Origin of the sequence: Gelidibacter sp. (assembly GCF_035577925.1) — a bacterium.
Classification (GTDB): domain Bacteria; phylum Bacteroidota; class Bacteroidia; order Flavobacteriales; family Flavobacteriaceae; genus Gelidibacter.
In genome coordinates this window covers 1-5,088 of the sequence record NZ_DATJCY010000196.1, presented here as the reverse complement: position 1 = coordinate 5,088, position 5,088 = coordinate 1, and the positions used below count along the sequence as shown (strand labels likewise).

The window sequence follows — 5,088 nt, the reverse complement described above, 5'->3', positions numbered from 1 at the left end:
AGATCCAAGTACCGAAAATCCATACTTTAATACAACACCAAAACATAGCTATAATGTGGGCTCTGATTTTAACCATTCCAATCCGAGAACAAAAGAATATGTAAAACGTGTCGTAAAACACTGGATAGAAGAATTTAAGATTGATGGTTTCCGTTGGGATCTGACCAAAGGATTTACCCAAAACTGTACTGAAAATGACGAGACCTGTACCAATGCCTACCAAGCTGATCGTGTGGCTGTTTTAAAAGACTATGCCGATTACTCTTGGTCTTTAGATCCAACACATTATGTGATTTTTGAACATTTAGGTTCTGAAAATGAAGAAAAAGAATGGGCCAATTACAAGTACAATGAAGGCAAAGGCGTGATGATGTGGGGTAATATGAACTATGCTTACAACGAATTGACTATGGGTTATACCGCCAATATTAGTGGTATCGGCCATAAATCAAGACCACAGTTTCAAGGCCCACGTGTGATAGGCTACGCCGAAAGTCATGACGAAGAGCGTTTGATGTACAAAAATCTACAATATGGCAATAGCAGCAACAGTTCGCATGACGTCAAAGATTTAAACACCGCATTATCAAGAATGTCCGCTTTGGGTGCCGTAACCTTAACCGTTCCCGGGCCGAAAATGATTTGGCATTTTGGTGAACTGGGCATGCAAAACTCCATTTTCACCTGTAATGATGGTAGCGTTAACGTACCTGGAGGAGTTGACGGCGATTGTAAATTGAGCACCAAACCACAACCGCAATGGACCCAAAACTGGCTGGGCGATTCATATCGAAACAAGATTTATAAGGACTGGTCACGACTCATTGAGCTAAAAACCAATGAAGCCGTTTTCAAAGGTGATTACAAAATCACTTCCAATAATCTTACTCCGATCATTGAAATTTTTGATACCAACTTACCATCAAGCAGCTTAAATAAAGTGATTGTTTTGGCGAATTTTGATGTGACTTTAAAAACCATGAACACCACCATTCCGTCGGGACAAACGTGGTATGATTTGATGGATGATTCTGGAAGCACCACTTACAACACGGCAACTGTAACCATTGCTCCCGGCCAATTTAGGATTTTTGGAAATGCAGTTTCAACCTTAAGCACCGATACTTTTGAAAACATATCAGATTTTTCAATTTATCCAAATCCAGTGAACAGCTCGTTTAAAGTCAACAAAGAAATAAGTAATCTTCATATTTACGATTTGACCGGAAAACACATCAAATCCTTTAAAGGAAATTTCACAACATCGGATAGTTTTGACATTTCCGATTTGAAACAAAGCATCTATCTCATCAAAATAGAAAATAAAAATGGACAACTATTGACTTCAAAATTGATCAAACTCTAATCCAGATTTTATTCATCTTAAAGACAAAGCTTCTCAAAAACGGGAAGCTTTATTGTTTTCATAGCAATTAAAACTATGCCGATAAATGTGTATTTTGGCATAAGTACTTTTGTATTGTCAAATACTATATTAGACAAATCATGAAAAAAGAAGTTCTCATCGTTTTGGGCAGCCTTAATTCTCCGGAAGGAGAATTAAGCAACATCTCAAAAAGTAGATTGAACCATTGCGCAAAAATTTATCAAAAAGGGAATCTGGTACTTTGTACCGGTGGATGGGGCGATCATTTCAACACTTCGCCAACTGCGCATGCCTTTTATGCAAAGCAATACCTCCTTACAAAAGGAGTTTTGGAAGATGCTTTTTTGGACTTTGCATTATCAGCACATACCGTTGATGATGCCGTAAAAATCAAACCCATCATCGCCAAATTGGAAAACCTCAAACTGACCGTCATAACTTCCAACTATCATTTAAATAGAGTAAAACTCATTTTTAATGAAATTCTTGCGGGCTATTCCATGAAATTTGTTGGTGTGGATAGCAATTTGCCACAAGAAGAATTTGAAAATGCCGTTCAACATGAAACGAAAGCAATAGAGGCCATCCTAAAAAACGGGCTTTATTATTAATTATGAATTGAACAATTAACATGCTCCATATAAGATATTCTATTATCATCAATAATTATACTTAATCCATTGTTCAAAAATCATTTTAAATTGTAGAATAAACTTCTATTTGGTAAGTTTGTATCTATTAGATAAAAAATAGAATCTAAGGTTATTATTGTATGCTAAATTTGTCCGGAAATTCTATTAAACTTCTCTATTCACTATTTACAGTCGTATTATTTTGCCAAAATAGCATGGCACAATCATCCAAAATCAAAGCGATTAGCAGCATACACATCGAAAACCAGAAAGACTCGGTAAAGCTAAATAAAGAAATCACTTCATTTTCGCATCATTTGGCATTAGAGTACCGACCGGCTTGGGTAATTCCCTCCAGTATGTACAACAATGAACTTTATATTAATCCCTTCAACAAATTTGAGCAATCAGGACATTTAAAATATGCATTTTCCTTACCTAAAGCATCTTTGGGAAATCTGGTTTTCCCCAATACGCAACAAGGTATAGGCTTTTCTATTTACGATTTTGGCAACGCTCAAGAAATCGGTACGCCCATAGTGGCCTATCTTTTTCAAAGATCACAAATCACCATAGTTTCTCCTCGTTTTTCATTGGATTATGAATGGAACTTTGGCATTTCAACAGGATGGAAACCTTTTGATCTGGACAATAACCCGAATAACGTTACAGTAGGTTCAAAAGTGAATGCTTTTATCAGTCTTGGTACTTCATTAAATTGGAAACTTGCTAATCGTATTTCCCTGTTTGGCGGTATGGATTTTACACATTTTTCTAACGGAAACACCAAATATCCCAATGCGGGGGTGAATTTGTTGGGCGGCAAGATTGGAGTGGTTTATGATGTTTCTAAAACGGAAATTCAATCACAAGACGACGCTGTTTTACAACGTCCAAAATTCACACGGCATGTCAGTTATGATTTGGTTGCCTTTGGGTCTTGGCGACGAAAAGGCGTCGATTTTTTAGATCAACATGTAGCTTCTCCACACCAATATCCGGTGGTGGGCGCTTATTTTGCACCAATGTTTAACTGGGGATATCGGTTGCGCACAGGATTTTCTGTAGATGCCATTTATGATGGCAGCGCCAATGTTTATACCGAAGATTATATTGTCGGAACCGAACAGCAGTTTTTTAAACCCGAGTGGAACCAGCAAGTCGCTTTAGGACTATCGGCACGTGTGGATTATGTGATGCCGTTATTTACGATCAATCTCGGGATTGGAACCCAAGCATTTCATAAAGGAAAAGATCTTAAAGGCACTTACCAAGCTCTGTCACTTAAAATTAGAGCAACAAAAAATTCGTTTTTCAACATTGGGTATAGTTTCAAGGATTTTCATGAACCCAATTATCTGATGTTTGGAATTGGCTATCTATTTAATAACAAGACACCGCAATTATTGATTAATTGATATTGAAATCCCAATTTCAAAAATCCAAATCTTTTATCAAATGTCATCAAGCACTTCCTTTAGCACCACCGCTTGATTATACTTAACATCCTTGGCGCCATACAGCAAGGTCACTGTTTTAGATTTTGCCATGTCATGGAGCGCTTTTAATTCGTCCTTGTTATATTCAAGTTCTTTTTTGTACTCTTTGGAAAAATCTTCAAACTTATCAGGATCATGGTCAAACCATTTTCGAAGTTCGGTCGAGGGTGCCAAGTCTTTGTTCCATTCATCTAATTTAGCTTCTTCTTTTGAAACGCCACGTGGCCAAATCCGATCCACTAAAATACGATACCCATCACTTTCTGAGGGATCGTCATATATGCGTTTTATCTGGATTGTTTTCATATTTTCAAAATTCTTCTTCAACAAACTGTTCTTTTTTCACATTCAAATTGGTCAACATGCCTTCAACCGCTTCCATCATCGGCGGCGGACCACATATATAAAAGGTTTTGTCAAAAGCAAGTCCGCAAGTTTTTAAAAAGCTTTCTGTAATATGGCCATGGGCAATACCATCAACTTCTTCATCTGAAAGGATATTAATAAAATTATGGCCCAGCATCGCCCTGAGTTCTTTTTCGAGAATAATATCGGCCTTTGTTTTATTGGCAAATACGAGTTTGTTGTTTCCCAGTTTACCATGGGCTTTTAAATTTCTTAAAATTGCAATAAAAGGCGTTATTCCAGCACCCCCGGCAATAAATGTACCTTCGTCCTTATAAGCAATCGCACCAAAAATATCATTGATAATCAAATGATCACCAGCTTTTAAAGACAGCAGCTCATTGGTTACACCTTTGCGCGACGGATAGGTCTTGATCATAAATTCGAGGTAATTATCTTCTGGAAGACAGGTAAATGTAAACGGACGTCCTTCATTTTCCCACCCCAATTTATCAACAAAAATCTCGGTGGCTTGACCAGGTTCAAAAGAAACACCATCAGGTTTATCAACTACAATATGCAGCACGTCATGTGTGGCATGTTCAATCGTTTTAATCGTAACTTCTTGATTTTTCATTTTTTAGAAATTATTTTTATATTAATATTTTCTATTGTTATTATTATTTATTGGTGTTAAACTTCGGTTGTTGGTTATCTGTTGTCAGTTGTCAGTTGTCAGTTGTCGGCTGTCGGTTGTCAGTTGTCGGTTGTCGGTTGTCAGTTGCCAAAAAAAATCAACATTCTCCCGATAATTATCGTAATCGATATTTAAAAAATCAAAAATCGTTAATCTTAAATCGTTAATCCCTTCCTATTTTGCATCCAAAAACTGTCTGAGTACATATTGAAGAATCCCACCATTTCGGTAATATTCGATATCTATCAACGAGTCTAATCGGGCAATGGCTTTAAATTTAACCTCTTCGCCTTTGTCGTTTTTCGCACTGACGTCCACCAATTTATGTGGTGTTAATCCATCAGAAATTCCAGAAATCGTAAATGCTTCTGTTCCGGTCAATCCTAATTTTTCAGCAGTATCACCTTCTTGATATTGCAATGGCAAAACACCAAGTCCTACCAAATTACTTCTATGAATTCGCTCATAACTTTCGGCCAAAACAGCTTTTACTCCAAGCAAAAACGTGCCTTTTGCAGCCCAATCCCG

General features: G+C 37.1%; 5 protein-coding genes and 1 pseudogene. 3 read left to right on the top strand and 3 right to left on the bottom strand.

Going from position 1 to position 5,088, the window contains the following annotated elements; genetic code table 11:
- The 3 genes from VNJ50_RS07545 to VNJ50_RS07535 all read left to right on the top strand — a co-directional run.
- The coding region (locus tag VNJ50_RS07545) for a T9SS type A sorting domain-containing protein (protein WP_325580545.1) at positions 1-1,366 on the top strand (1,366 nt) is incomplete at its 5' end.
- A 140-nt stretch (positions 1,367-1,506) separates the two neighbouring features.
- Positions 1,507-1,998 (top strand): YdcF family protein, encoded by a 492-nt coding sequence (locus VNJ50_RS07540; protein ID WP_325580543.1) that lies wholly within the window; start codon positions 1,507-1,509, stop codon positions 1,996-1,998.
- 236 nt (positions 1,999-2,234) lie between these two features.
- Complete coding sequence (locus tag VNJ50_RS07535) at positions 2,235-3,437, top strand: acyloxyacyl hydrolase (RefSeq protein ID WP_325580541.1); 1,203 nt, start codon at positions 2,235-2,237, stop codon at positions 3,435-3,437.
- Positions 3,438-3,473: 36 nt separating this feature from the next.
- Here VNJ50_RS07535 and VNJ50_RS07530 read toward each other — a convergent pair whose 3' ends face one another.
- The 3 genes and pseudogenes from VNJ50_RS07530 to acnA form a co-directional block, all read right to left on the bottom strand.
- Positions 3,474-3,824, bottom strand: coding sequence for a DUF488 domain-containing protein (locus VNJ50_RS07530; protein ID WP_325580539.1), 351 nt, complete (start codon positions 3,822-3,824; stop codon positions 3,474-3,476).
- 4 nt (positions 3,825-3,828) lie between these two features.
- Positions 3,829-4,500, bottom strand: coding sequence for a flavodoxin reductase (locus VNJ50_RS07525; RefSeq protein WP_325580537.1), 672 nt, complete (start codon positions 4,498-4,500; stop codon positions 3,829-3,831).
- Between the two features lie 234 nt (positions 4,501-4,734).
- Positions 4,735-5,088 (bottom strand): annotated as a pseudogene (acnA, locus tag VNJ50_RS07520) (aconitate hydratase); the annotation flags it as partial.

What these genes read in the sequence shown, in the direction of transcription:
- VNJ50_RS07540 (WP_325580543.1), top strand. Translation starts at nt 1,507, where the DNA reads ATGAAAAAAGAAGTTCTCATCGTTTTGGGCAGCCTTAATTCTCCGGAA.
- VNJ50_RS07535 (WP_325580541.1), top strand. Translation starts at nt 2,235, where the DNA reads ATGGCACAATCATCCAAAATCAAAGCGATTAGCAGCATACACATCGAA.
- VNJ50_RS07530 (WP_325580539.1), bottom strand. Translation starts at nt 3,824, where the DNA reads ATGAAAACAATCCAGATAAAACGCATATATGACGATCCCTCAGAAAGT.
- VNJ50_RS07525 (WP_325580537.1), bottom strand. Translation starts at nt 4,500, where the DNA reads ATGAAAAATCAAGAAGTTACGATTAAAACGATTGAACATGCCACACAT.